Origin of the sequence: Allobosea sp. 2KB_26 (genome assembly GCF_052115715.1) — a bacterium.
In the GTDB taxonomy this organism is placed as follows: Bacteria; Pseudomonadota; Alphaproteobacteria; order Rhizobiales; family Beijerinckiaceae; genus Allobosea.
Genome location: NZ_JBFRHE010000008.1, coordinates 42,016 through 66,005, shown reverse-complemented (window position 1 = coordinate 66,005; position 23,990 = coordinate 42,016). Strand labels below are relative to the sequence as shown.

Sequence of the window (23,990 nt, the reverse complement as noted above, 5' to 3'; positions counted from 1 at the left end):
TTCGGAAAAGTCTCGATTCTGGCACCTTCCGCTTCGGCGGCGAGCAGAGGGCGCGCAGGCGCGGTCACGTCGGCAATCTCCGCTCGCCCACGCGGAACTCGGCTGACGAATAGCTCTGCGCCACGGCCTGCTCGATCAGGGGGCGGTTCGCCGAGAGATGCGGTTCCATGACGAGGTCGAGATGGCCGCCTGCGATCGGAATGACCTCCACGCCCGCCAGGACGCTGTCCCAGCCGAGCTCCCTGGTCATTCCCTCGCGCTTGCAGCGGAACAGTGTGCCCGCCAGGGGCAGTTGCTGCTTCGGCTCGGCCAGCCACGCGAAGAAGGCGCGCGCCCGCAGGACCTCCTGCAGCTCCAGCTGGATTCTGAAGCAGGTCGCATTGAACTGCTCCTTCGTATAGCGCTCGAGCATCCCCGCCAGGCGCGCTTCGTGGCCCATCGCGGCCGTCCCCTTCGCAAGGGCGCGGCAGGCCATCCGGGAGGCTGCCACGCGATTGGTCCGGATCCGACGGAATGTGCGCGTGATGATCTCCCGATACTTGCTCCGTTCACCTTCGAGGCTCGTGTCCAGCAACCCCAGGAACCTGACCGGGCGTCCGGCGCTGAGCAGCCGCCGCGCGACCTCGTAAGCCACCGCGCCACCAAGCGAATGGCCGAGAAGGCGAACATCGCCCGAGGGCTGGGTCCGGCCGATCTGCTGGATCGCGTCGGCCGCCATGGCGGCGAGCGTGTTCTGTCCGTTCAATATCAGCCGCAGACCGGGGTATTTGATCGGAACCACCCGGGTCACCTTGCCCATGGCCGCGGCAAAACCCGCCAGACTCGGGCCGTAACCGACCGATCCCGGGAGGAGGAACAGGATGCGAGGGGTGTCCGTCCCGGTGACGCTGCTCAAGGGGGCGACCGCGGGCGTGCCGGCAGGGTCTTTCCCCATGTGTTCGTCTTGACCAAAAGGAAGAAAATCGCGATTCGAAGTGTAGTGAGAGACGTTTAGCCCCATGGAAACGCCGGCGCGCTTTGCATCTCTCCGGGTTTCCCGACCTGACGCCGGTGCTTGAAATGACTCCGAAACCATGGCCAGCCCCGCCTAAGGTTAGGGTCATTTATCGGATGCCACTAGAACCGCTTCATCATGCGTTTGAATGATAGCGGGTCTCGTTCGAGGCTGCGGCCTGTGTCGGCGCACTTCGCGAGCCCCCAGCGAACGCGATTAGACAGGTCTCTCCGGCTTCGGGCCGGGTCTATTCTGTAGAGCCGGATCAGATTCCGATTCAGGATTCCATCACTATTTGCATCGTGTCGGGCGATCACGCTCATGCCAATCCATCGCAATAACACCTTTGCGGAAAGCCGATGTAGAAGGGGCGCACCAGACGCGACGGCCGCAAGATTCTTCTCCGGCGCGTCGCGCTTTCTCCTGGGCGCTTCCGGCGAGCCGCCCCGGTTACGCTAGAACCGGTAGTGCAGCCGCACGCAGCCCTTGTCGATCGCCTGCGCGCTGATGAGCGTCGGGCTCGCCCGAAAGCCGGTGAGCGAAAAGAGCGGCCGGCCGCCACCCAGCATTTCCGGGATGACATAGATCTCGATCTCGTCCAGTGCGCCGCGCTCGAGGAAGGCCATCTGCAGCTGCCCGCCGCCCAGCATCCAGACGTCGCCGTCGCCCAGTCCGCGAAGTTCGTGGATCAGCGCATCGACGTCGCTGCGGACCTCCAGTGGACCCTTCGGGTCGTCGATTGGCCGCGAAGTGACGACGATGACGCGCTTGTCCCCATAGGCCCAGGGGGAGGATTCTCCGGCTATGAAGTCATAGGTACCCCGCCCCATCACCACCGTGCGCATGCGCTTGAGGAAGGCGCGGTAGTCGTGCTCGCCGAGGTTCATGTCGGCGTACTTGAAAAGCCAGTCGAGATTGTCGTCCTCGGTGGCGATCCGCCCATCGAGGCTGGCGGCGATATATCCCAGAATCCTGGCCATGGCGGCTTCTCCATTGAATAATAAACGAACGTACGTTTATATATCATCATGGCAAGACGCAAAACGATCCCTGACGAGCAGGTGCTCGAGACACTCCTCGCGACGATGCTGGAGACGGGCCCGGACGCTCTCACCTTCGCCCGCGCCGCGAAGGCCTGCGGCCTCTCACCGGCGACGCTAGTGCAGCGCTACGGCAACCGCGAGGCCCTGGTTCACGCTATTCTCCTGCACGCCTGGGACCGGCTCGATGCTGAGACCGGGGCGGCGGACGCGGAGGCGCCGCCGACGCCAGAAGGCGCGATCGACCTTCTGATCCGTCTGATGCCGTCCGAAACCGCGGAACGCGATGCTACCAACGGCCTGCTGCTGCTGAGGGAAGACATCCGCAATCCCGCGCTGCGTGCCCGCGGCGCTGCCTGGGGCCGCCGCCTCGCCGAAGTGCTCGGCCGCCGCCTCTCGAAGGACCGGACGCGGGGCGAGCGCTTGGGGTGGCAGATGGCGAGCCTCTGGCAGGGCGCGCACACATGGTGGGCCTTCACGCGCGACGCGCCTGCGGAACAGGCGATCCGACGCGTGTTGGAGGAGTGGGTCAAAGGGGTGAAATGACCACCGGCCGCGCGAGGGGAGGTCCCCAGGCGCGGGCCGGTGCCGATATTCGGTTGGTCCGTGGCTGTCGCCTCAGCGCGAGATCAGCCCTGCGGCGGCTTCCAGCCGGCCGATGGAATGGTGTTGATCATCCAGGGCACGCCGAACCTGTCGACGAGCGAGCCGAAGCCGGGCGACCAGAAGGTCTCTCCGAACGGCATGACGGCCTTGCCGCCTTCCGACAATTGCTCGAACCAGCCCTTTGCCTTGGCCTTGTCGTCGCTGTGCAGGGTGACGTCGAAGCCGTTCTTGGGCTTGTCGATATTGGGAGCCCATTTGACGTCCATGTCGGCGCCCATCAAGGCCTGGTCGCCGACCTCGAGCCAGCAATGCATCAACCAGGTCTTGAACTTCTCGTCTGCGATCGGCATGCCCGGAGGCGCGTCGCCGTAGGATATGGCGGCGGTGATCTTTCCGCCCAGGACCTTGGCGTAGAATTCGAATGCCTCGCGGCATTGGCCCTGGAAGCTCAGGCTGGTCACGATCTTCATGGTCGTCTCCTTTCTGATCGTCGCTCGGACGCGCGTCATGCGGGTTTGCATCATGCGGGGGGTGATGACGAGGATACGCCGAACCGGTCGGCCCCCTCCCGAGGCACTTGCTGAAACCGCAATCGTCCAGCCGCATCAGCGCCTTGCCGCCGGGCAATCATTCGCCGAAATGCCGCTCCTGATCTTCTCCTGCCGCGCAGTCCGGGAGCAATTTAGACGATTGACGGGCGAGCAGCCAATGTCGGCTGCGACCCATGTGCTTCCGAACGTCCGGCACCAATTCCGGTTCCGCGGCGCTGAGCCAAGCTCTGCTCGGGCGCCTACCGAACCTCGTTGATGTAAGCATGTGCGCGCGTGCTGGCGCGGTGGGAGCCGAGAATGGTCGGCACTCCGGCCTGGTCATAGGCGACCTCGTCGATGGCGAGCACCGCATCGCGCCCGGCGAGAGCCAGCAGGGCGATGTCCTCGTCAGTGGCGAGCTCGGCCGTGATCTGCTCGCGCACCGCCGAGATGCGGATGCCGTAGCGCTCGAGCAGATGGAGATAGAGCAGCGGCGGCAGCTCCGCCGGCTCGCGGGGCAGATCGGGCACCCGTTCTTCCGCCAGCAGCAGCTTGTCATGCATGACCGGGCGGCCGTCCGCATGCCGGATGCGGTGGATCGCGACCACGCCGCCCTCCCTGATCTGCAGGCGTTGGGCCTGCTCGGGCGTAGGCGCCTGCGTCTCGACCGCCAGGAACTGGCTGGTCGACCGCACCAGGCTGCCATCCGCCCGGTGCAGGCGGAAATACTGGAAGAAGAAACGCAGCGAATGATGCGGCGCGCGGCCGGTGACGACCGTGCCGGTCTTGCGCCGGCGTGACAGCAAACCCTCGGCGACCAGGTCGCTCATCGCCCGGCGCACGGTGCCGACGGCGATGCCGAATCCCTGAGCCAATGACGTTTCGCTGGGCAGCACCATGCCGGGTTGCCATTCCCCGACGAGGATCGCCTCGGACATGTGCCGCTTCACCCGCTCATAGAGCGGCGCGGAATCGAACGAAACGAGGTTCGGCAGCGTCAGCGCCACGTCACTGCCGCCGCTGATCAATCCCGCGGCAGGCGCCGTCGCTTTTTTGGCATTGACAGGAGGCATGAGGCTGAGTCCTATTTCTATATAGTTTATATGAAAGCCGCTTGAGCGCCAATGGCCATGCACTCCGCTACCTCAGCCATCTCCATGGCAGATCGCGTCCGCGCCGCCCAGCCGCCGTGCCAGGGCAGGGCGGTTCGATGAGCGGCGCTGGGCAAGTGGCTCGCGAGGCGGCGGGCCTGGAGCGCGCCGGCGCCTGGATCGCCGAGGCGGTCGAGGCGGCTGTCGCGGATCTAGGCGCGATGATCGAGGTCGACACCTCATTTCCGCCGGGGCAGGGCTATGGCGCGTTCGCGACGCTGATGGAGGCGCTGACGCACCCGCTCGGCTTGGAGACCGAGCGCGTCGATGTGCCGGACGAGCTCTGGCGTGTCCCGAACGGCCCGGCCGCTGGTACCAGGACGAATCTGATTGCGACCCGCAGAAGCGGCAAGCCGGTCTGCGGGCTCTATTTCCATGTCGACACGGTGCCGGCCGCACCGGGCTGGACGACCGATCCGCTCTCCATGTCGCGCGAGGGCGAACGCCTGATCGGCCTCGGTGCTGCCGACATGAAAGGCTGCATCGCCGCCGTGCTGCTGGCGCTGCAGGCGGCCGAGGCCTGCAACATCGAACTCGCCTATGATCCGATGCTGCTGTTTTGTACCGACGAGGAGGGGGGCCTTTATCCCGGCATCCGGTATCTCGCCGAGCAGGGCCGGCTCGACGGCCATATCGTCAATTTCAACGGCAGCGCCGAGGCGCGTATCTGGGCAGGCTGCTTCGGCCTCTTCAACCTTCTGGTGCGCGTCCGCGGCCAGGCCGTCCATGCCGGCGAGGGCAACCGCCGGGGGCTCGGCCTCAACGCGATCGAAGGCTCGCTGCCGCTGCTCAACGCGTTGGCAGCTCTCAAGGCGGGGGTGGCGACGCGCCTGTCCGTCCTGCCGCCGCCGCCTGGAAAACCGGCCCTGGCCGCGCAGCTCAACATCGCAACGATCGGTGGCGGCACGGCTGGCGGGCAGGTGCCGGCCCTGCTCGAACTCACGCTGAACCGCCGCTACATGCCGGAAGAAGCTTTTGAGGACGCGCTGGCGGAGATCGAGGAGACGGTCCGCCGCGCCGTTGCCTCCACCCCCGGCCTGACCGTCGAGACCGCGCTCGTCGGTCATCTCGCTCCGACCAGCGATCCGGCCGGCCCACATTGGCCGCGCTGGCAGGCCGCCGTCGGCGCGGGCTTCGGCTATGCGCCGGAGGATTTCCGCCGCTGGGGTGCGGCGAGCTGCTCCGATTTCGGCTGGGTCCAGCGCGCAACCGGGAGGTCGGAAGTGTTGCTCGGGGGGCTCGGCCGCCCCGACCGCAATATCCACGCGCCGGGCGAGTACACGACGGTCTCCGACATCATCGCGCTGGCGCGCGCCGTGCTCGCCTATCTCTCGGGTGAGTTCAGGCCCGAGCTCAACCCCGATCAGCCCAACTCAGATCCTGCCTGACCCGACCTTTTTCGAATTCCGAAGCTGAAGGAGCGTTCCATGCCGAGCATCCACCGTCGTGATTTCCTCGCCGCCTCCGCCGCCTTCGGCGGGCTCGGCCTGAGCGGTCTGCCGGCCTTCGCCCAGAATGCGCCCCGGCGCGGCGGCACCTTGCGCGTCAGCGTCGACCAGGCGGTCTCCAAGCTCAACCCGCTGGTCACCCGGGTGAACCCGGAATATCTCGTCGCCGAGTTGCTCTATTCCGGCCTGACGCGCTTGAATCCAGATATGAGCGCCGAGCCGGATCTCGCTGATTCCTGGACGAATTCCGCCGATCTGACTGAATGGACCTTCGCCCTCCGCAAGGGCCTGACCTTCCATGACGGCTCTGCTTGCACGGCGGCCGATGTGGTCGCGACCTTCGAGGCCATTCTCGATGCCAAGACCGCGTCCCCCGCGCGCCAGAATGTCGGGCCGATCGCCAAGGTCGCGGCCAGGGACGACAGCACTGTCGTCTTCACCCTGTCGGCGCCCTTCGCCGATCTGCCGGTGACGTTGGCCTATACCAACGCCAAGATCGTGCCGGCCGCCGTCATCAAGGGCGGGCTGGAGAAGCTCGACCGCCAGGCCGTCGGCACGGGGCCGTTCAAGCTCGTCTCTTTCGAGCCGGAGCGGCAGATCGTGGTCGCCCGCAACGAGGCCTATTACGACAAGGCACGGCCCTATCTCGACAAGGTCGAGGTCGTGGTCTTCCCGGATGTCAGTGCCGAAGCCTCGGCGCTGATCGCCGGCGATACCGATCTGATCAGCACCACGCCGCCGACCGAGTTCGGCCGGCTGCAGAAGGCGTCGGGCGTCAAGGCGCTGCGCGTCCCGTCGGGCCAGTTCTGCAACGTCAATTTCGGCTGCGACCAGAAACCCTTCAACGATGTGCGCGTGCGCCAGGCGCTGGCGCTCACCGTCGACCGTGCCGCGATGGTCGATTTCGTCACCGAGGGTTTTGGCTCGATCGGCAACGACACCCCGCTCAGCCCGGCCTATCGCTTCTTCGCCGAGCTGCCGGCGAAGAAGGTGGACATCGCCAAGGCCAAGGCGCTGCTGGCGGAGGCCGGCTATCCCAAGGGACTGGAAGCGACGCTGATCGCCTCGGATCGGCCGGGGCAGCGCACGCAGCTCGCCGTGGCGCTGCGCGAGATGGCCAAGCCCGCCGGTTTCGACATCAAGGTCGAGACCATGCCGCACGCGACCTATCTCGACCAGGTCTGGAAGAAGGGCTCCTTCTATGTCGGCTTCTACAACATGCAGGCGACGGCGGATGCCATCTTCTCGCTGCTCTACACCTCGAACGCCGCCTGGAACGAGACGCGCTGGAACAATACCGCCTTCGACAAGCTGATCTTCGAGGCGCGCGCCACGGTCGACGAGACCAAGCGCCGCGCGCTCTACGCGCAGGCGCAGAAGCTGATGTATGACGAGGTTCCCTCGATCATCCCCGCCTTCTTCGACCTGCTCGGCGGACAGCGCGATTGGGTGCAGGGCTACCAGCTGCATCCGCGCGGCGCCGTCTTCCGGCTCGATTTCGTCTCGCTCGGCGCCAACGCGCCGAAGCGCGGCTGAGCCCGTTCCAATCAGCTTGCATCGCAAGCTGATTGGAAAAACGGTCTCCATTCCAAAGTGAGAGACGGGTTCACCGATCAGATTGGTTCAATCTGATCGGATCCGGCTCCAAGCAAAAAGCGAGGCATAAGCGCGTGTCGCCCGCCTATATCCTCAAGCGGATCCTGCTGATCGGCTACACGCTGCTGGTCGTGTCGCTGATCGTCTTCGCGATCACCCAGATCCTGCCGGCCGACGCTGCCGTCATGATGCTGGGTGAGAATGCGACGCCGGACGCGCTGGCGGCGCTGCGCGTCAAGATGGGGCTGAACGACTCGATCTGGCTGCAGTACCTGCACTGGCTCGCAGGCGTCCTGCACGGTGATTTCGGCCTCTCGATGCGCACCGGCCAGCCGGTCGCGCCCGCGATGTTCGAGGCGCTCGGCCGCTCGCTGCTGCTGGCCCTGTTCTCGATCGTGCTGATGTTGGTGCTCGCGATCCCGCTCGGCATTATCGCGGCGGTGCGGCGCGGCCGGGCCGCAGATCTGGGGGTGAGCTTTCTCTCCTATGTCGGTGTTTCGCTGCCGGAATTCGTCACCGCCACGCTCGTCGTGCTGGTGCTGGCGGATTGGCTGCAATGGCTGCCGGCGACGGGCTATGTCCCGCTGACCGAAGATCCGCTGCGCGGCCTCAGGCATCTCGTCCTGCCGGTGCTGACCGTCTCGCTGATCCTGATCGCCCATGTCTCGCGCATGGTGCGCTCGGAACTGGTCGATGTGCTGCATTCCGACTATATCCGCGCGGCGCGGCTCAAGGGCCTGTCGAAGCGGCAAGTGCTGTTCAAGCACGCGCTGCGCAATGCGCTGCTGCCGACCATCACCATCGTCGCGCTCGATGTCGGCTATCTGCTCGGCGGCGTCATCGTCGTCGAGGAAATCTTCGCGCTGCCGGGCATCGGGCGCCAGCTCATCGTCGCGATCCAGGCGCGCGACCTGCCGTCCATCCAGGCCGGCGCGCTGATCCTGGCGACGACCTATGCCGTCGCCAATTTCCTCGCCGACATCGCCTATGCCTGGCTCGACCGGAGGATCCAGTATGATTGAGATCCTCAAACGGATGCTGCGTTCGCCGCAAGGCGCGCTCGGCCTGGTCATCGTCGGCCTGATCCTGCTCGCCGTCATCGTCGGGCCGTGGTTTGCGCCCTACGATCCCGAGAAGATGGCGCCGCTGATGCGCTACAAGCCGCCGAGCGCGCAGTTCTGGCTCGGGACCGACCAGTATGGCCGCGATATCCTGAGCCGGCTGCTGCATGGCGCGCGCGCCACCGTCGTCATGGCGGTGATCGCAACTGCGCTCGGCACGCTGGTCGGCGCCGTGGTCGGCACGATCTCGGCCTTCCTCGGCGGGCGCAGCGACGAGGCGATCATGCGCACCGTCGATGCCATCATGTCGATCCCGAGCCTGCTGCTGGCGCTGCTGATCGTGAACCTGCTCGGCAAGAGCAGCGTGAACGCACTTCTCGCCATCGCGCTCGCCTTCGCGCCCGGCATGGCGCGGGTGACACGCTCGGTCGCGCTCGCCGTGCGCAAGCAGGACTATGTCAATGCCGCCATCGCGCGCGGCGAGAGCGCCGCCTACATCGTCGGGCGCGAGATGCTGCCGAATGTGGTCGCCCCGATCGTCGTCGAGATGACGATCCGCGTCGCCTTCGCGGTGATGCTGTTTGCGACGCTCTCCTTCCTCGGGCTCGGCGCCCAGCCGCCGGCCTCGGAATGGGGGCTGATGGTCGCGGAGGCCCGCCGCTTCATGCATCTGAGCCCGTGGATGATCCTGTGGCCGAGCCTCGCCGTCGCGCTGGTCGCGATCGGTTTCAACCTGCTCGGCGATGGCTTGCGCGACGCGCTGAACCCGAGGAGCTGAGGCGATGACGACCCCGATCCTCGACATTGCCGGCTACGGCCTCGACTACGCGACGCCGGCGGGCTTTACCCGCGCACTTGACGACGTGACGCTCTCCATCGCCCGGGGCGAGGTGCTCGGCCTCGTCGGCGAATCCGGCTCGGGCAAGACCTCGCTTGCCTGGGCGATCATGCGCCACCTGCCGAAGAGCGCGCGCGAGGCCGGCGCCATCAGGCTGACGGGCCAGGATCTGCTCAAGACCTCCGAAGCCGAGATCGAGGCGATCCGCGGCAAGCGCATCGGCATGGTGTTCCAGGATCCGAGCACCTCTCTCAATCCGACGCTTTCGCTCGGCACGCAACTGGCCGAGGTGCTGGTGCGCCATCGCGGCCTGACCCGCAAGCAGGCCTGGGCCGAGGGCGAGGAGCGTCTCGCTCATGTCGGCCTGAAGGTGCCCGGTCAGATGATGCGGCGCTACCCGCACGAGGCCTCGGGTGGCGAGAAGCAGCGCGTCGTGATCGCGACCGCCTTCGCCTGCCAGCCGGAATGCATCATCTTCGACGAACCGACGACGGCACTCGATGTGATCACGGCCCGCCAGATCCTCGACCTGTTCAAGGAATTGCAGGCTGAGACCGGTGTCGCCTCGCTCTACATCTCGCATGATCTCGCGCTCGTCTCGCAGATCGCGACCAAGGTCGCGGTGATCCACCGCGGCAAGATCGTCGAGCAGGGCGCCGTCGCCGAAGTCTTTGCCCGCCCGCGCGATGCCTATACGCAAAAGCTGCTCGCTGCCGTGCCTCGGCCCGACCACCGCCTCGTCGACACGGCTGCGCCTGCCGCGGGCAAGCCGCTGGTCGAGGTTGAGAAGGTCAGCGTCCATTACGGCCGCAAACCCTTTCTCGGCCGGCTGCTCGGGCGCGCGAACACGCAGTTCACCGGCAATCGCGAGGTCAGCCTCTGCGTGATGCGGGGCGAGATCCTCGGCATCGTTGGCGAGTCCGGTTCGGGCAAGTCGACGCTTGCCAAGGCGATGACCGGCCTCAACCGCTTCGAGGGCGAGATCCGCTTCGCCGGGCGCCGCATCGCGGGGCTCGGCGACATGGACCGCGCCTATCGCCGCGATGTCCAGATCATCTTCCAGCACCCGGATTCCTCGCTCAACCCGCGCCAGCGCATTCGCGAGATCCTGTCGCGGCCGCTCGAACTCTATGGCGAGCCCGGCGCGCGCAAGGATGCGGCTGCGATCGGAGAACTGCTAGAGCAGGTCAGGCTGCCCGCCGCCTTCGCCGAGCGCTACCCGCATCAACTTTCCGGCGGTGAGAAGCAGCGCGTCGCGATCGCGCGCGCCTTCGCCTCGAAGCCAAAACTGGTGATCTGCGACGAGATCACCTCGGCGCTCGATGTCTCCGTGCAGGCCTCGGTGGTCGAGCTGCTGGTCGACCTGCAGAAGCGCTTCGGCACGGCCTATCTCTTCATCACGCACGATCTCAACCTGGTCCGGCAGATCGCCCACCGGGTCGCGGTGATGTATCGCGGCGACCTCGTCGACCTCGTCGATGTCGCCGCGCTGACCGACGGAACCCTCCACCCCTATACCCGCTCCCTGCTCGACGCCGTGCCGGCTCCGGCCGCGGCGGCGGCCTGACATTCGAGGCCCTGACGATGAATCCCCGCGACCTGATCCATTCCCTCGATGAGAAGGCCTGCCTCGCGCTCCTCTCCGGCTGGGTGCAGCATAAAAGCTATTCCGAGACCGACGGCGAGCGGGCGCTCGTCCATCATGTCGTCGACCAGATGAAGGCGATGGGCATCGAGGCGGAGGCGCAGGCCTTCGACGAGGGCCGTCGGGCCAATGCCATCGGGCGCTGGAAGGGCACGGGCGGCGGCAAGAGCCTGATGTTCAACGGCCATCTCGACACGAACCCGGCAACCGAGGGCTGGACGGTCGATCCCTGGGGCGGGCTCGTCGACGACCAGTTCATCTACGGCATCGGCGTCTCCAACATGAAGGCGGGCGACGCGGCCTCCTATTGCGCGGTGAAGACGCTGCTCGATGCCGGCGTGAAGCTGAAGGGCGACGTGGTCCTGACCTATGTCGTCGGCGAACTGCAGGGCGGCGTCGGCACGGTCGCCGCGATCCGCAACGGCATCCGGGCCGACTATTTCGTCAACAGCGAGCCGACCGACGTGCAGGCCGTGACCATGCACGCCTGCGCCTTCTCCTTCGTCATCGAACTCGTCGGCAACACGCGCCATCTCTCCAAGCGCGAGCAGGCAGTCGACGCGATCATGGCGGCCTGCGACCTGATCCCGCGGCTGAACGGCATGGCTTTCTCCGGTGCACTGACCGCCGAGCATGAATCGATCAACCGCGTCCATGTCGGCGTAGTCCATGGCGCGCTCGGCAAGGAACTGCACGAGTGGCGCGCGCCGCAGGTCGCCGACTATTGCAAGCTCAAGGGCTCCGGCCGCTATGCGCCCGGCCAGACGCAAGAAGGCGCGCTCGCCGACATGCAGCGCGAGCTCGCCGCGCTGGAGGTTCGCTTCCCCGGCCTGAAGACCACGATCCGCATCGAAAAGAAGGAAGGCCACCAGTCGATGCCGGCCTTCGAGGTCGCCCGGGACGCGCGCATCGTCAAGACGGTCAATGCGGCCTATGAGGCGGTGCGCGGCGAAAAGCAGCCGACCGGCGCGATCAAGCCGCCGGGCTTCTTCGGCACCGATGCCGGCCATCTCTATGCCGAAGCCGGCATGGAAGGCATCGTCTGCGGGCCGGGCGGGCGCTACAACACCATGCCCGACGAGCGCGTCGAGATCCGCGACTTCCTCGACATGGTTCGCATCTACATGCTGACCATCCTCGATATCTGCGAAGTGGCGTGAGCCTGCTCTTCCCGCGCGAGGAGTTCGCGGGGCGGGTGGCGCGAGCCCGCTCTGCGATGGCGGACGCCGGCGCGGAGCTTCTGCTGGTCGACCATGCCGAGTGCCTGGCCTGGCTGACGGGCTTTACCGTCTCGGAGACGATGTATCGCGCGGCTTTCCTGCTGCGCGACGGCGAACCCTGGTTCGTGCTGCGCGAGCTCGACGCCGGGCCCTGCCGTGACGCCTGCTGGTTTGTCGATATCGTCGGATTTCCCGATGGCGCCGAGCCGCATGCCGTGATGGCGGATGAAATCCGTCGCCGCGGCCTCGGCAACGCGCGGATCGGCGCCGATCATCTCTCCTACGGCTTTACGGCCGCGACGCGCGACCGGTTCGCAGCGCTGCTGCCGCAGGCGCAGTTCGTCGACCTGCCGGGGGCGAGCGACCTGCTCCGGGCGGTGAAAACGCCGGCCGAAATCGACCAGATCGCGGCAGCCGCGGCGATCGCTGACAGGGCGATGATGGCGATCGCGGAGAGGGCGCGGCCCGGGTTGTCGCCGCGGGCGGCCGCAGCCATTGCCGCCGCCTGCTTCCTGGAGAATGGCGCCGACACGGGTGAAACCGGTCCCATCCTGCCCGGCATTGGCGACCACGAATTCCTGCACGGCGTGATGACGGCGCAGCCGCTCGCCGAGGGGGACATCTTGCATGTCGAACTGATCCCGAAGCTGCGCCATTACGGCGCCCGACTGATGCGCCCCGTCCTGATTGGCGGGGACGAACGTGGGCTCACCCCGCTCGCCGAGCGCCTGGTCGCGCTCCAGGACGAGCAGTTCGCAGCCATGCGGCCGGGCGCCCTGGCTTGCGACGTCGATGCCGTGCTGCGCGACGCCGTGCTGGGCGAGAGCCTGCGTCGGGCTTACGACAACGTCACCGGTTACACGCTCGGTCTCTACGCTCGCACCCCGCGCCCCAGCGACTTCTCTCGCGTGTTCCTGCCGAACGCGCGCTGGAGGCTCGAAGAGGGCATGGTCTTTCACATGTACACGACGGCTGGAGGCTTAGGGTTCAGCGAGACGATCGTGGTCGAAAGCGACGGCTGCAGGCGCCTGAGTTCGCTGCCCCGAAAGCTGCTCTCAAGCACCGTGCATTGAAGCGTCGTCCGACGCCGGTTTCGGTCCCGGTGCGGATTGCGATTGGGCAGGGCGCCCGTGGCTCCAATGTGCGGCGATTGTCCGGGCTGCGACGGGCGCCGAATGTCTGCCTCTGCCGTACGCGCGAGACGTAGCCGCAGAGGCTGGGGGCAGGGGCTGGAGCAAGGGAGGCGACTGGCCGCTGATGACTGCCGAACTTCGCTAGCGTCTGCTGGGATCACGATTGCAGCGATAGGCGTCCCGGACCCGCGGGGCAGGGTGTCTCGGTGCGCGGCCGCGGCGTGCCGCTTTGGCCCTTCCTGGCGAACAGGACCGCGCCTGCGGCAGACGGCCAGAACACGGCCACGACCTCACCACATCCAGAATTCGCTGAACTTGTGCGATGCAGCAAAAAAACGAATGCATTGCAATATGTTATCCGCCGCCATCATTGTTTGACATGTTTAGCGATTGAGTGTTCACTAAACAAATCGCTGAACTTGGACGGCTCGTTCCGAGGCGGCGTGAGGAAACATCCCGCGTCGGCTGTGCCCCATATTGCGGCTGTGCCCTTCGCGGTCGCGCAGGTTCGCCCGTCACCCCCATGACGGCTGGTGACGGCACGCCAACGGAGGGAAGCACATGACACAATTCAGGACATGGATGCTGGCCGCGACCATTGCCGGGAGCTCCGCGCTCGCTGCCACGGGAGCCGAGGCGCAGGGCAAGTCGCTGACGCTCTGCTGGGCGGCCTGGGACCCGGCCAATGCGCTGGTCGAGCTCTCCAAGGACTTCACCGCCAAGACCAATATCGCGATGAAGTTCGAGTTCGTACCCTGGCCGAATTTCGCCGACCGCATGCTCAACGAGCTCAATTCCAAGGGCAAGCTCTGCGACCTGATCATCGGTGACTCGCAGTGGATCGGCGGCTCCGCCGAGAACAAGCACTATGTGAAGCTGAACGATTTCTTCGCCAAGGAAGGCATCAAGATCGACGATTTCATGCCGGCGACCGTCACCGGCTATGCCGAATGGCCTAAGAACACGCCGAACTACTGGGCGCTGCCGGCCATGGGGGATGCGCTCGGCTGGACCTACCGCAAGGACTGGTTCTCCAGGCCCGAGCTGCAGGCCGAATTCAAGGCCAAATACAACCGCGAGCTCGCCGCGCCGAAGTCGCAGACCGAGCTGAAGCAGATCGCCGAGTTCTTCCAGGGCCGCGACATCGACGGCAAGAAGGTCTATGGCGCGGCGATCTTCACCGAGCGTGGCTCGGAAGGCATCACGATGGGCGTCGCCAACGCGCTCTATCCTTTCGGCTTCAAATATGAGGACCCGAAGAAGCCCTACGCCATGGCCGGTTTCGTCAACTCCGAGGATGCCGTGAAGGGCCTGGAGTTCTACAAGTCCCTGTACAAGTGCTGCACCCCGCCGGGCTACTCCAACGCCTATATGCAGGAGGGCCTGGACGCTTTCAAATCCGGGCAGGCTGCCCTGCAGATGAACTGGTTCGCCTTCTTTCCCGGCCTGTACAAGGATCCCAATGTCGGCGGCGACAGGATCGGCTTCTTCGTCAATCCGCCTGAGAAGGAGAAGGGCTCGCAGCTCGGCGGGCAGGGACTCTCGGTCGTCGCCTATTCGCCGAACCAGGCCGAGGCGCTGTCCTACGTCAAATGGTTCGCCTCGCTCGACGTGCAGAAGAAGTGGTGGGAGCTGGGCGGCTATACTTGCCACAAGGGCGTGCTGAACGATCCTGGTTTCGCCAAATCCGCGCCCTTCGCGGCTGATTTCCTCGTCGCCATGGGCCAGGTCGTCGATTTCTGGGCCGAGCCTTCCTACGCGCAGTTGCTGCAGGCGGAACAGGCGCGCGTCCACGACTATGTCGTGGCGGAGAAGGGTACCGCCAAACAGGCGCTCGACCTGCTGATCCAGGATTGGACCAAGGTCTTCAAGGAAGACGGCAAGTTCTGACGCAAGCGGGCCTTCGCCCCCAGCCGAACCGGGGCTGCGCCGCATCGCAGGTGGCGCAGCCAGTCCCCGACCTTGCCTTTGAACGGTGCTGAGTCATGAATGCGAGCGACGTCACCGGCATCAGGAGCGCGGCAGCGATGCGCGCAGCCTATCCCCCGATCGCCCACCGGGTCCGGGGCCTCAGCGACAAGGCCATCGCCTGGATCTTCATCGCGCCGACGATGACCCTCCTGCTCGCGATCAACCTGTTCCCGCTGATCTGGACGATCCAGCTCTCCTTCACCAATTACCGCGCCAATCGCCCCAATGCACCGCTGCGCAATGTCGGGCTCGAGCACTACCAGACGATCCTGTCGGATCCGGAAATCTGGCAGCGCATGCAGGCGACGGCGCATTTCGTGTTCTGGACGATCCTGCTGCAGACCGTCATCGGCTTCGCGCTGGCCTACCTGATCGACCGCAAATTCCGCGGCCATGGCTTCTGGACCACGCTGATCCTGATCCCGATGATGCTGTCGCCGGCGGTGGTCGGCAATTTCTGGACCTTCCTGTACCAGCCGCAGATCGGCCTGTTCAATTATGTGGTCTCGTTCTTCTCCGGCATTCCGCCGTCCTCCTTCCAGATGCTCGGCGATGTGAACCTGAGCCCCTGGGCGATCATCATCGTCGATACCTGGATGTGGGCGCCCTACGTGATGCTGATCTGCCTCGCCGGCCTGCGCTCGATCCCGGACTACATCTACGAGGCGGCCGAGGTCGACCGGGCCAGCAACTGGCGGCAATTCATCTCGATCACACTGCCGATGTGCCTGCCCTTCATCATGCTGGCCGTGCTCTTCCGCGGCATCGAGAACTTCAAGATGTTCGACATGGTCAATCTCCTGACCTCGGGCGGGCCGGGCTCGACCACCGAACTCGCCTCGATCACGCTGAAGCGCGCCGCCTTCGAGGCCTGGCGTACCGGCTATTCCTCCGCCTTCGCGATCATCCTGTTCGTCGCCGTGTTCGGGCTGGCGAACATCTATGTGAAGGCGCTGAACAAGGTGAAGGCACGATGAGTGGCGCTCTCTCCACGGCCCATTCCGTCGTCGCGCCGAGCGGACGCGTCAAGCTGCTGGCCGGCACCATCGTCGTTCTCTACGCGCTGGTGGCGATTGTGCCGCTGCTCTGGATCGGCCTGACCAGCATCAAGACGCCGCCGGATTCGATCTCCTACCCGCCCAAGGTCGTGCCCTTCCTGCATTTCGAGCCTTCGATCGAAGGCTATTGCAACCTGTTCAACACGCGCTCGCGCCAGACGGCGGATTATCTCGCCTCGCTCCCGCCAGCGAATTCCGCCTGCGAAGAGATCACGCGCTCGCGCAGCATGGTGGTCGTCGGCCCGTCGAATTATGTGCCGCGCTTCGTCAATTCGCTGATCATCGCTTTCGGCTCGACGCTGCTCTCGGTGGGGCTGGGCACCTGCGCGGCCTATGCCTTCTCGCGCTTCAAGGTGCCGCTGAAGGACGACCTGCTGTTCTTCATCCTGTCGACACGGATGATGCCGCCGATCGCCGTCGCGATCCCGATCTTCCTGATGTATCGCGAGCTCGGCCTCTCCGACACGCGGCTGGGAATGATCCTGCTCTACACCTCGGTCAACGTCTCGCTGGCCGTCTGGCTGCTCAAGGGCTTCATCGACGAGATCCCACGCGAATATGAGGAAGCGGCGATGATCGACGGCTATACGCGGCTGCAGGCCTTCCGCAAGGTCGTGCTGCCGCAGGCCACGACCGGCATCGTCGCGACCGCGATCTTCTGCCTGATCTTCGCCTGGAATGAATATGCCTTCGCCGTGCTGCTCACCTCGGGCACGGCGCAGACCGCGCCGCCCTTCATCCCGATCATCATCGGCGAGGGCGGCCAGGATTGGCCGGCCGTGGCGGCCGGAACGACGCTGTTCCTGATCCCGATCCTGGTTTTCACCGTGCTGCTGCGCAAGCACCTCCTGCGCGGCATCACCTTTGGGGCGGTGCGCAAATGAACCTGCAAGTGAACCGGCAAGGGAACCGGTATCCGAGCCATCCCCGGGAGCCGCAAGGTGCGGCCGCATCGCGCTGGCCAAAGGCGCTGCGACGCGGACCGATGGAGATACTGGCGACGGTGCTGATCTCGGCCGGGGTGCTGATGCTGCTGCAGCCCTTCTCGCTGACGCTCTACGGCTATTCCTTCGTCACGACCTTGATCGGCGTCGTCATGTTCACCTTCGTCACCAAATTCCCGGAGTGAGCCATGGCCGAGATCCGGGTCGATAATCTGGTGAAACGGTTCGGCGCCTTCATGGCGGTGCGCGATACCAGTTTCACGGTCGAGAACGGCGATTTCTTCTGCCTGCTGGGTCCCTCCGGCTGCGGCAAGACCACGACGTTGCGCATGGTTGCGGGGTTGGAGCTGCCATCCTCCGGCAGCATCCAGCTCGACGGTGAGGACGTCACCTTCAAGCGGGCGCGCGAACGCGACATCGCGATGGTGTTCCAGCTCTTTGCGCTCTACCCGCATATGAACGTGCGCAAGAACATCAGTTTTCCGCTGGTCTCGATGGGCGTGCCCAGGGACGAGACGAGACGGCGCGTCGAGGAAGCGGCGCGCGTGCTGCGCATCGAGCATCTGCTCGACAAATCGATCTCCGGTCTGTCCGGCGGCGACCGGCAGCGGGTCGCACTCGGACGCGCCATCGTGCGCGAACCGAAGGCCTTCATGATGGACGAGCCACTGGGCGCGCTCGACGCCGAATTCCGCCATCTGATGTGCGGCGAGCTGCGCGCGCTGCACGACCGGCTGAAGGCGACGACGGTCTATGTCACCCATGACCAACTCGAGGCCATGTCGATGGCCGACAAGATCGCGGTGATGAATGATGGCGTGATCGAGCAGCTCGGCTCGCCACAGGAGATTTATGACCGGCCGAATTCGATGTTCGTCGGGGATTTCATCGGCTCGCCCGCGATGAACTTCATCCATTTCGACGGCGCAGCGATTGCGGGTTCGACCTCGGTCAGCATCGATGCAGCCTGCGTGACCCTGCCGGAACTGCGCGAGAGCCATGCACCCGGGCCGCTGGCGCTGGGGGTGCGGCCCGAGCAGATCGTCATCGGCGATCCCGGCCGGCAGGGCAGCGCCCTTCCGGGCGAGATTTTTGGCACCGAATATCTCGGCACGACCCAGATCGTGACGGTCGCCACCCCGCGCGGCAAGCTCAAGGCGCGCTTGCCCGCCCATCTGCCAGTGGCAGCCGGCGACCGCGTCAGTCTGTCGTTCAGGCCGGAGCGGCTGTCGCTGTTCGATGCGGCGACGGGAAAGGCGATCCGCTCCGCCTTGCATGAGGCCAGCACGACGAGGCGCACCCATGGCTGAGGTCACGCTGACTCAGGTCTCGAAGCGGTTCGGCGCGGTGCAGGCCGCGAGCGATCTGTCGCTCACCATCGCCGATGGCGAGTTCGTCGTGCTGCTGGGGCCGACGGGCGCGGGCAAGACGACAGCCTTGCGCCTCATTGCCGGGCTGGAGGCCCCGGATGACGGCCGCATCTTCATCGGCGGCGCCGATGTCACGGCGCTGCCGCCGGCCGCGCGCGACGTCACCTTCGTGTTCCAGCAATATTCGCTCTATCCGCATCTGAGCGTCTTCGACAATCTCGCCTTCCCCTTGCGTTCGCCGACACGGCGCACGCCCGAGGACGAGATCCGGCGCGCGGTCGGCCATGTCGCAAAGCTCCTCAAGATCGAGGACAAGCTGCAGAACCGCGCGACGCAGCTCTCCGGCGGCCAGATGCAGCGCGTCGCGATCGGCCGTGCTTTGGTGCGCAGCCCGTCGATCTATTTGATGGATGAGCCGCTCTCCTCGCTCGATGCCAAGCTGCGCGCGGAATTGCGCATCGAGTTGAAGCATATCCAGCAGGATCTGGGCGCGACCATCCTCTACGTCACGCATGACCAGACCGAAGCGATGACGCTGGCCTCTCGCATCGGCGTCATCAACCAGGGCCGCCTCGTGCAGATCGGAACGCCGCGCAGCATCTATGAGGACCCGACCGACATCTATGTCGCGACCCGCCTCGGCAGCCCCGGCATCAATCTGTTGCCGCGCGCGCTCTTCCCCGATCTGGAGGCGCCGGCGAGCACGACCACGATCGGCGTGCGCACCGAACATCTCGCCATCGCCAAGGCGGGGAATGGTGCGGTGACGGGCAAGGTCAACTGGATCGAGCGGCTCGGCGACCAGAACCACCTGCATATCGCGGTGAACCAGCAGCAAATCGTCAGCCTGGTCGATCCCGATGAAGGCCTGGATGTTAGCGACGAGGTGAGCGTGAGCCTGCTCAAGCCGCTGTTCTTCGATGCCGACGGCCAGCGGGTGAGGTGAGCCATGGATGACGCGTTGAAGAAGAAGCTGATCGAGGCCATGACCGGGGCGATCGTGAGCCATACCGATGAACTGACGGCGCTCGACCAGGCCATCGGCGACGGTGACCACGGCCTGAATATGAAGCGCGGTTTCGAAGCCGTGCTGGCGGACATGGGACCGATCTCGGCAAAGCCCTTGCCCGACGCCCTGCAGGCAATCGGCACGACATTGGTGATGAAGGTCGGTGGCGCGTCGGGCCCGCTCTACGGCACACTGTTCATGGCGCTCGGCAAGGAGCTGCCGCCGGAACCGACGGTCACGGATCTGGCGCGGGCGCTGGCCGCGGCGATCGAAGCCGTGAAGGCGCGCGGCAAGTCCGATCTCGGCCAGAAGACCATGCTCGACGTGCTGGCGCCGCTCCAGGTCGCACTCGCCCATGGCGGCACCGACCTCACGAAGCGCCTTCCCGAGGTCGTGAAGGATGCGGCCGAGGCGACGGTGCCGCTCAGGGCCATTCGCGGACGCGCCTCGTTTCTGGGCGAACGTTCGGTCGGCCATATGGACCCAGGGGCACGCTCATCGGCGCTGCTCGCCACCGCAATCTGCAACACCATCGGAGCTTGAAAGCATGCCAGCCAGCAAGAATGTCGGCATCGTCATCGTGTCGCACTCGGCCAAGGTCGCCGAAGGCGCCGCCGACATGGTCCGCCAGATGGTCGGCGACAATGTCCCGCTCGCCGCGGCCGGGGGGAATGCCGAAGGCGGCCTCGGCACTGATGTCGCCGCCATCATGGCAGCGATCGACAAGGCATGGTCGGAAGCGGGCGTCGCCATCCTGGTCGATCTCGGCGGGGCCGAGACCAATAGCGAGATGGCGGTGGAAATGATGCCGGAGGAGCGGCGGGAGCGCATCGTCATCTGTAATGCACCGATTGTGGAAGGCGCCGTGATGGCCGCGACCGAAGCGTCCGGCGGTTCGCCGCTGGCGGTCGTGCAGGCGACCGCCGAGGAACTCATGTCGGCATGAACGAGATGTCGGCCAATGGTAGCCAGAGGCAAGGTAGCGAGAGGAATCAAGGGATGCAGGAGGTGACGGCCAGCGCCCTGCTCACCAACAAGATCGGGCTTCATGCCCGGCCGTCGGTGAAGCTCACCCAGACCGCCAAGCGCTTCGGCTCGCGTATCGAGGTCGCCACCAGCGCGGCCGGCCCGTGGACCGATGCCAAGAGCCCGGTGAAGATCATGCGCGTCAAGGCGGCCAAAGGCGAAGTGCTGCATTTCAAGGCCAGCGGCGAAGATGCGTCCGCGGCGCTCGCCGCGCTCGTCGATATCGTCGCCCGCAAGTTCGATGAGGAGTGAGGCGTGATGGAACGCCGCCTTTCCGGCCTCGCCGCATCGACCGGGCTCGCCTTCGGCCCGGCGGTGGCCTTTCGCGCCGTCGGCGAGATGCGGCGCGAGACGGGCCCGGTCGCAAGCGAGCGACAGGCCCTGGCGGATGCCGTTGCCGCGTCGCTCCAGGCCGTCACGGGTTTGGCGGCCAGCCTTCACGGCGAGGCTGCCGATATCGTGGGCTTCCAGGTAGCGCTGCTCGAGGACGACGCCCTGACCGAGGGCGCCTATGAATCAATCGCGCGCGGCGTGCCGGCCGACGCGGCTTGGCGACAGGCGCTGGCGGACGAGATCGCCGGCTATGAGGCGGCCGATGACGCCTATTTCCGCGCCCGCGCCGCTGATCTGGCCGATATCCGGGACCGGGTTCTGCGCCAGCTTTTCGGCTTGCCCGAACTGGCGGATGCGCCGCCCGGCGCCGTCATCCTGGCGCAGGACCTGCCGCCCTCCGCCTTCCTCGGCATCGATTGGTCGCAAGGCGGCGGCATCGTGCTCGGGGCCGGCAGCCCGACCAGCCATGTCGCCATGCTGGCGCGCGGGCGTGGCGTGCCGATGGTGGTCGGCATCGGCTCCGACTGGGAGGCGGTCTCGGGGACGGTCGTCGTCGACGGCATGGCAGGCCTCGTCCTGACCGGCCCGTCGCGCGCGAGCATCGATGCGGCGCGGCGGCGGGCTGACGAGCTCGGCCAGGTGCGGAGCCAGGCGGAAACCCGCAAGCGCGAGCCTGCGCTGACCCGCGACGGGACCCCGATCGCCGTGCTGGTCAATGTCGCGGGGATGGCCGATGTCGCCGGCTTCCTGGTCGAGGCCTGCGACGGCATCGGCCTGACCCGCACGGAGTTTCTGGTCGAGCAGGCCTTGCAGGATGAGGCGCACCAGTTCGAGGCCTATGCCGCCTTGCTGCGCTGGGCTGCCGGCCGACCGGTGACGATCCGCACGCTCGATGCTGGCGGCGACAAGCCCATCGCCGGCTACACGATCGATGGCGAGACGAATCCCTTTCTCGGCCTGCGTGGCATCAGGCTGTCGCTGCGCCATCCCGAGATCTTCCGTGTACAATTGCGCGCCTTGGCCCGGGCGGCGAGCCTCGGTCCGCTCAAGGTCATGCTGCCCATGGTCACCGTAGCGCGCGAACTGGAACAGGCGAGGGGGCTGCTGGACAGCGTTCTGGGGGAACTCGCGGCGGAAGGCGTGCCGCATGCAGCGCCTGCGCTCGGCATCATGGTCGAGGTCCCGGCCGCCGCCATGGCGGTCGCGAGTTTCGATGCCGCCTTTTTCTCGATCGGCTCCAACGATCTGACGCAATACGCGACCGCCGCCGCGCGCGATGGCTCGGAGGTCGCGGCCTATGCCGACGTGCTGCATCCCGGCGTGCTCGCGATGATCGCCCATGTCGCGCGCCATGGGGTGGAGCGTGGTCGGGAGGTCAGTCTCTGCGGTGACGCGGGAGGCGATCCGCGCGCCATCGCCGCCTTGCTGCGGGCCGGAATCCGGGCCGTATCGGTCTCCCCCGGGCTGCTGGCGCTGGCGAAGGACGCGATCCGCGCGGTCGATCTCTCGCAGCCAGGGGTGGACGCATGAGCAGCTCCGAAACCCTTGCCAGCGAGCCTTCGCCCCTGGCCGGGTACAAGGCGATCCTGCGGGCGGTCATCGAGAACCGCCCCTCCGGCACACGGCAGCGGCTGGCGGAAGCCCTCGGCAAGAACCGCAGCTTCATCTCGCAGATCGTCAACCCGGCCTATGTCACGCCCGTGCCGGTCCAGCATCTGGAGACGATCTTCCATGTCTGCCATTTCGCGCCGCCGGAACGCGAGGCCTTCCTCGCCGCCTATCGGGCCGCCCATCCCGGGCGCTTGGAGGTGGTCGACACCGCCCGGCCGATGCGCCGGCTGGTGGTCGAATTGCCGGATTTCGGCAGTGCCGACCTGAATGCCCGGGCCGACCATATCGTGCTGGGGGTGGCGCGCGGCCTGGTCTCGCTGATCCCGGCCGGGGCCGATGACGATGAAGCCGAGATGCGGGGGGAGAGCCCATGAAGAAGCTGATCAACGCGGTCGACAGCATCCTGTCGGAGAGCCTCCAGGGACTTGCCGCCATCCATGGCGATATCCTGGTGCTCGGCGACGAAGAGAAGTTCGTTCGGCGCAAGGTGCTGACGCCCGACAAGGTCGCGCTGATCTCGGGCGGGGGCTCAGGCCATGAACCCCTGCATGCCGGCTTCGTCGGCACCGGCATGCTCGATGCCGCCTGCCCGGGCCAGGTCTTCACCTCACCGACGCCCGACCAGATGCTCGCCGCCGTCAATGCCGTCGCCACGGCGGCGGGCTCGCTCTTCATCGTCAAGAACTATGAAGGCGACGTGATGAATTTCGAGATGGCGGCCGAGATGGCCGAAACCCCGGTCGCGACCGTCATCACCGATGACGACGTCGCGGTCCCGGCCTCGACCTATTCCACCGGCAGGCGTGGTGTTGCCGGCACGCTGATCGTCGAGAAGATGGTCGGCGCCGCCGCCGAGCAGGGTCGCGAGCTGAACGCGCTGAAATCTCTCGGCGACGAGGTCAACCGGCGCACCCGCTCGATGGGCGTGGCGCTGACCTCCTGCACCGTGCCCGCAGCCGGCAAGCCGACCTTCACGCTCGCCGAGGACGAGATGGAGATGGGCGTCGGCATCCACGGCGAGCCGGGCCGGCGGCGCGTGAAGCTGGCAACGGCGGACGCAATCGCCGACGAGATGATGGGCGCGATCCTCGACGATCTCGCCCTGAAGAGCGGCACGCCCTGCCTGCTGCTTGTCAACGGCTTCGGCGGGACGCCCGCCATGGAGCTTTACCTGATGGCCAATGCGGCAAGACGCGTCATGGCAGGGCGCGGTCTCTCGATCGCCCGCGGGCTGGTCGGGTCCTACGTCACCTCTCTGGACATGGCGGGCTGTTCGCTGACCGTGACGGCGCTGGACGACAGCCTGATCCAGCTCTGGGACGCGCCGGTCCATACGGCTGCGCTCCGCTGGGGGTAGGCGCCGTACCGTTCGCATGGCAGCCATCGGTGCGGGGCCTGATGTCTGG

At 66.2% G+C, this 23,990-nt stretch carries 24 protein-coding genes; 20 read left to right on the top strand and 4 right to left on the bottom strand.

Going from position 1 to position 23,990, the window contains the following annotated elements; all coding sequences use genetic code 11:
- Window positions 1–64 precede the first annotated feature (64 nt).
- Both AB4099_RS21000 and AB4099_RS20995 read right to left on the bottom strand, forming a co-directional pair.
- Window positions 65–934: a thioesterase domain-containing protein gene (locus AB4099_RS21000; protein ID WP_441479481.1), complete on the bottom strand. Its 870-nt coding sequence runs from the start codon at window positions 932–934 to the stop codon at window positions 65–67.
- A 515-nt stretch (window positions 935–1,449) separates the two neighbouring features.
- Window positions 1,450–1,974 carry a dihydrofolate reductase family protein gene (locus AB4099_RS20995; protein ID WP_441479480.1) on the bottom strand — a complete coding sequence of 175 codons (525 nt, stop codon included), beginning with the start codon at window positions 1,972–1,974 and terminating at the stop codon, window positions 1,450–1,452.
- Between the two features lie 48 nt (window positions 1,975–2,022).
- Here AB4099_RS20995 and AB4099_RS20990 point away from each other — a divergent pair, with 48 nt between their 5' ends.
- On the top strand, window positions 2,023–2,580 hold the full coding sequence (locus AB4099_RS20990) for a TetR/AcrR family transcriptional regulator (RefSeq protein ID WP_441479479.1): 558 nt from the start codon (window positions 2,023–2,025) through the stop codon (window positions 2,578–2,580).
- Window positions 2,581–2,663: 83 nt separating this feature from the next.
- On the opposite strand, the gene AB4099_RS20985 is transcribed toward AB4099_RS20990, so the two are convergent.
- Complete coding sequence (locus AB4099_RS20985) at window positions 2,664–3,110, bottom strand: VOC family protein (protein ID WP_113511967.1); 447 nt, start codon at window positions 3,108–3,110, stop codon at window positions 2,664–2,666.
- Window positions 3,111–3,430: 320 nt separating this feature from the next.
- Window positions 3,431–4,306 (bottom strand): GntR family transcriptional regulator, encoded by an 876-nt coding sequence (locus tag AB4099_RS20980; protein ID WP_441479478.1) that lies wholly within the window; start codon window positions 4,304–4,306, stop codon window positions 3,431–3,433.
- 74 nt (window positions 4,307–4,380) lie between these two features.
- Here AB4099_RS20980 and AB4099_RS20975 point away from each other — a divergent pair, with 74 nt between their 5' ends.
- The 19 genes from AB4099_RS20975 (at window position 4,381) to dhaK (ending at window position 23,941) form a co-directional block, all read left to right on the top strand.
- Window positions 4,381–5,709 carry a M20 family metallopeptidase gene (locus AB4099_RS20975; RefSeq protein ID WP_441479477.1) on the top strand — a complete coding sequence of 443 codons (1,329 nt, stop codon included), beginning with the start codon at window positions 4,381–4,383 and terminating at the stop codon, window positions 5,707–5,709.
- Between the two features lie 39 nt (window positions 5,710–5,748).
- On the top strand, window positions 5,749–7,305 hold the full coding sequence (locus tag AB4099_RS20970; protein WP_441479476.1) for an ABC transporter substrate-binding protein: 1,557 nt from the start codon (window positions 5,749–5,751) through the stop codon (window positions 7,303–7,305).
- Window positions 7,306–7,439: 134 nt separating this feature from the next.
- Window positions 7,440–8,387, top strand: coding sequence for an ABC transporter permease (locus tag AB4099_RS20965; protein WP_441479475.1), 948 nt, complete (start codon window positions 7,440–7,442; stop codon window positions 8,385–8,387).
- Window positions 8,380–9,204 (top strand): ABC transporter permease, encoded by an 825-nt coding sequence (locus AB4099_RS20960; RefSeq protein WP_113511707.1) that lies wholly within the window; start codon window positions 8,380–8,382, stop codon window positions 9,202–9,204. Before AB4099_RS20965 ends, AB4099_RS20960 begins: the two co-directional genes overlap by 8 nt.
- Window positions 9,205–9,208: 4 nt before the next feature.
- On the top strand, window positions 9,209–10,831 hold the full coding sequence (locus AB4099_RS20955; protein WP_441479474.1) for a dipeptide ABC transporter ATP-binding protein: 1,623 nt from the start codon (window positions 9,209–9,211) through the stop codon (window positions 10,829–10,831).
- Window positions 10,832–10,848: 17 nt separating this feature from the next.
- The gene (locus AB4099_RS20950; RefSeq protein WP_441479473.1) at window positions 10,849–12,069 is read left to right on the top strand and encodes a M20 family metallopeptidase; all 1,221 of its coding nucleotides are present in this window, start codon (window positions 10,849–10,851) and stop codon (window positions 12,067–12,069) included.
- Window positions 12,066–13,202 carry a M24 family metallopeptidase gene (locus AB4099_RS20945; protein WP_441479472.1) on the top strand — a complete coding sequence of 379 codons (1,137 nt, stop codon included), beginning with the start codon at window positions 12,066–12,068 and terminating at the stop codon, window positions 13,200–13,202. The genes AB4099_RS20950 and AB4099_RS20945 overlap by 4 nt, the downstream gene beginning before the upstream one ends.
- Before the next feature lie 621 nt (window positions 13,203–13,823).
- Window positions 13,824–15,152 (top strand): ABC transporter substrate-binding protein, encoded by a 1,329-nt coding sequence (locus tag AB4099_RS20940; protein WP_113511715.1) that lies wholly within the window; start codon window positions 13,824–13,826, stop codon window positions 15,150–15,152.
- 137 nt (window positions 15,153–15,289) lie between these two features.
- Complete coding sequence (locus AB4099_RS20935) at window positions 15,290–16,210, top strand: carbohydrate ABC transporter permease (RefSeq protein ID WP_441479618.1); 921 nt, start codon at window positions 15,290–15,292, stop codon at window positions 16,208–16,210.
- The gene (locus AB4099_RS20930) at window positions 16,207–17,175 is read left to right on the top strand and encodes a carbohydrate ABC transporter permease (RefSeq protein WP_113511717.1); all 969 of its coding nucleotides are present in this window, start codon (window positions 16,207–16,209) and stop codon (window positions 17,173–17,175) included. The genes AB4099_RS20935 and AB4099_RS20930 overlap by 4 nt, the downstream gene beginning before the upstream one ends.
- Window positions 17,172–17,420: a hypothetical protein gene (locus AB4099_RS20925; RefSeq protein ID WP_441479471.1), complete on the top strand. Its 249-nt coding sequence runs from the start codon at window positions 17,172–17,174 to the stop codon at window positions 17,418–17,420. Before AB4099_RS20930 ends, AB4099_RS20925 begins: the two co-directional genes overlap by 4 nt.
- Window positions 17,421–17,423: 3 nt before the next feature.
- The gene (locus AB4099_RS20920) at window positions 17,424–18,545 is read left to right on the top strand and encodes an ABC transporter ATP-binding protein (RefSeq protein WP_113511719.1); all 1,122 of its coding nucleotides are present in this window, start codon (window positions 17,424–17,426) and stop codon (window positions 18,543–18,545) included.
- A complete protein-coding gene (locus tag AB4099_RS20915) occupies window positions 18,538–19,551 on the top strand; it encodes an ABC transporter ATP-binding protein (RefSeq protein ID WP_113511721.1) in 1,014 nt (337 codons plus the stop codon). The genes AB4099_RS20920 and AB4099_RS20915 overlap by 8 nt, the downstream gene beginning before the upstream one ends.
- Before the next feature lie 3 nt (window positions 19,552–19,554).
- Window positions 19,555–20,157, top strand: coding sequence for a dihydroxyacetone kinase subunit DhaL (gene dhaL, locus AB4099_RS20910; RefSeq protein WP_113511723.1), 603 nt, complete (start codon window positions 19,555–19,557; stop codon window positions 20,155–20,157).
- A gap of 4 nt (window positions 20,158–20,161) precedes the next feature.
- Window positions 20,162–20,560 carry a dihydroxyacetone kinase phosphoryl donor subunit DhaM gene (gene dhaM, locus AB4099_RS20905; RefSeq protein ID WP_113511725.1) on the top strand — a complete coding sequence of 133 codons (399 nt, stop codon included), beginning with the start codon at window positions 20,162–20,164 and terminating at the stop codon, window positions 20,558–20,560.
- A 53-nt stretch (window positions 20,561–20,613) separates the two neighbouring features.
- A complete protein-coding gene (locus AB4099_RS20900) occupies window positions 20,614–20,892 on the top strand; it encodes an HPr family phosphocarrier protein (protein WP_113511727.1) in 279 nt (92 codons plus the stop codon).
- A 6-nt stretch (window positions 20,893–20,898) separates the two neighbouring features.
- Entirely contained in the window at window positions 20,899–22,503 is a 1,605-nt protein-coding gene (gene ptsP, locus AB4099_RS20895; protein WP_441479470.1) for a phosphoenolpyruvate--protein phosphotransferase, read from the top strand.
- Window positions 22,500–22,958 carry a hypothetical protein gene (locus AB4099_RS20890; protein ID WP_113511731.1) on the top strand — a complete coding sequence of 153 codons (459 nt, stop codon included), beginning with the start codon at window positions 22,500–22,502 and terminating at the stop codon, window positions 22,956–22,958. Before ptsP ends, AB4099_RS20890 begins: the two co-directional genes overlap by 4 nt.
- On the top strand, window positions 22,955–23,941 hold the full coding sequence (dhaK, locus tag AB4099_RS20885) for a dihydroxyacetone kinase subunit DhaK (RefSeq protein ID WP_441479469.1): 987 nt from the start codon (window positions 22,955–22,957) through the stop codon (window positions 23,939–23,941). The genes AB4099_RS20890 and dhaK overlap by 4 nt, the downstream gene beginning before the upstream one ends.
- Window positions 23,942–23,990: the final 49 nt, after the last annotated feature.